Source organism: Pseudomonas sp. 8 R 14 (genome assembly GCF_900005955.1).
GTDB lineage: Bacteria > Pseudomonadota > Gammaproteobacteria > Pseudomonadales > Pseudomonadaceae > Aquipseudomonas > Aquipseudomonas marginalis.
In genome coordinates this window covers 1-2,359 of sequence record NZ_CVTH01000037.1, presented here as the reverse complement: position 1 = coordinate 2,359, position 2,359 = coordinate 1, and the positions used below count along the sequence as shown (strand labels likewise).

Here is a 2,359-nt window from a genome sequence, read left to right as displayed (position 1 = left end):
AATCAATCCCAGCTCAGCGCACCGCCGGTCTGATACTCGATCACACGGGTTTCGAAGAAGTTTTTCTCTTTCTTCAAATCCATGATTTCACTCATCCACGGGAACGGGTTAGTCGTCCCCGGATACTCTTCCTTCAACCCAATTTGCGACAGGCGACGGTTAGCGATGAACTTCAAATAGTCTTCCATCATCGCGGCGTTCATACCGAGCACCCCGCGCGGCATGGTATCCCGCGCATATTCAATCTCCAGCTGAGTCCCCTGCAGGATCATCTGGGTCGCTTCTTCCTTCATCTCGGCATCCCACAGGTGTGGGTTTTCGATCTTGATCTGGTTGATCACGTCGATACCGAAGTTCAGGTGCATCGACTCATCGCGCAGGATGTACTGGAACTGCTCGGCCACGCCGGTCATTTTGTTGCGGCGGCCCATGGACAAAATCTGGGTGAAGCCGCAGTAGAAGAAGATGCCTTCCAGCACGCAGTAGTAGGCGACCAGGTTGCGCAGCAGTTCCTTGTCGGTGTCGACGGTGCCGGTTTCGAACTTCGGATCGGAGATCGAGCGGGTGTATTTCAGGCCCCAGGCTGCCTTCTTAGCCACCGATGGAATCTCGTGGTACATGTTGAAGATCTCGCCTTCATCCATGGCCAACGATTCGATGCAGTACTGGTAGGCGTGGGTGTGGATCGCTTCTTCGAAGGCCTGGCGCAGGATGTACTGGCGGCACTCCGGGTTGGTGATCAGGCGGTACACGGCCAGGACCAGGTTATTGGCGACCAGGGAGTCGGCGGTGGAGAAGAAGCCGAGGTTGCGCATGACGATGCGGCGTTCGTCGTCGGTCAGGCCTTCGGGGTTTTTCCACAGGGCGATGTCGGCGGTCATGTTGACCTCTTGCGGCATCCAGTGGTTGGCGCAGCCGTCGAGGTACTTCTGCCAGGCCCAGTCGTACTTGAAAGGCACGAGTTGGTTGAGGTCGGCGCGGCAGTTGATCATGCGCTTTTCGTCAACGGCGACGCGGGCGGAGGCGCCTTCGAGTTCGGCGAGGCCTTCGGCGACGTCGAGTTTGTCCAGGGCGGCCTTGGCGCGCACGATGGCGGCGGAGTCACTGGCGGTGACGGCGCGTGCTTCGATGGCGGCAGCGGCACCGGCACCGTCGAGGCGGTCCATGTTGGCTTCGCTGGCATGGCCGGCGTTGGCGCCCTTGATCACGGCTACACCGGTGTCCTCGTTGTCGACTTCATCCCAACTCAGCATTGAAATACTCCCTTCTGTTCTGTTTTGACGGCATGTGAACCCGTCCAAAAAAATACGATCTGCAGGCTGCCAGGCATTGAAATACTGCGCAGAGTGTGGTCGGTGATTACCGATGCTGCACACTATGTAGTGGTCTGTTCTGTTTGTTGGCACACTATATGGTGTGTAACAGAATGGGTCAACGAACAAGAAAGGATCGAACGTCGCAGGGGGTGGCAGAACCGCCGCTGTCCTTCAGGACCCGCCCGCAGCCTCGAGTAACAGCGCTTCAAACACCTGCTGCACCCGTGGCTCATCACTGTGGGCCACGTTGAAACGCATCGAATCGCGATGGGCCGGGTCGTAGCCGAAGAGCGCGCCCGGCGCCAGTACCAGGCTGCGTTTCAACGCTTCCTGGGCCAACCATTCGCCGTTCACACCCGCTGGCAGGCGCGCCCAGATAAACATCCCGCCCTCATAGGCCATCGGCAACTCGCACCCGCAGCGCCGCAGCCATTGCTCCACGCGCCCGCCGGCCTCCATCAGGCGTTGGACCATGCGCTTGCGATGCTTGGCGTAGCTGCCTTCGCTGAGCATGCGGTAGACGATCTGCTCGAACAGTTCCGAGGTCACGCCGCCGCTCATCAACTTCATATTGGTCAGGTTGGCGGCCAGTTGCGGCGCGGCCACCACGAAGCTGACGCGGGTGTTGGCACTGAGGATCTTCGAGAAACCCGACAGGTAGGTGACCTGGTCCAGCCCGGCGAGGGTGGCCAGGCGTGGCGGCGGGTTGGGGTGCAGGTCGCCGTAAAGATCGTCCTCGACGATATGGCAGTGGTACTGCTGGGTCAGTTGCAACAGGCGAAACGCCTGGCTGGGGCTGAAGGAGTGGCCGGTCGGGTTATGCAGCACGCTGGTGGTCAGGTACAGGCTCGGACGGTGTTCGGCCAGCAGTTGTTCGAGGGCGGTGAAATCGAAACCGTCGGGGCGGCGTTGGATGGTCACCACCTTGACGCCGTGCAGCGCCAGGTTGGCGTGGAAGTTGAAATAGCACGGTGCGTCCAGCAGCACCGTGTCGCCGGGCCTGGCGAGCAGGCGCATGAGCATGTCCAGGCCCTGCAGGGTGT

2 protein-coding genes are annotated in these 2,359 nt (G+C 60.2%); both read right to left on the bottom strand.

The window, feature by feature from the left end; all coding sequences use genetic code 11:
- Positions 1-2: 2 nt before the first annotated feature.
- Entirely contained in the window at positions 3-1,253 is a 1,251-nt protein-coding gene (locus tag BFQ01_RS06645; protein WP_065924690.1) for a ribonucleotide-diphosphate reductase subunit beta, read from the bottom strand.
- A 234-nt stretch (positions 1,254-1,487) separates the two neighbouring features.
- A partial coding sequence (locus BFQ01_RS06640; protein ID WP_141691251.1) for an aminotransferase-like domain-containing protein occupies positions 1,488-2,359 on the bottom strand: 872 nt, incomplete at its 5' end.

Bases quoted from the DNA above. Each gene is read 5' to 3' on its own strand.
- BFQ01_RS06645 (WP_065924690.1), bottom strand. From the start codon at position 1,253: ATGCTGAGTTGGGATGAAGTCGACAACGAGGACACCGGTGTAGCCGTG.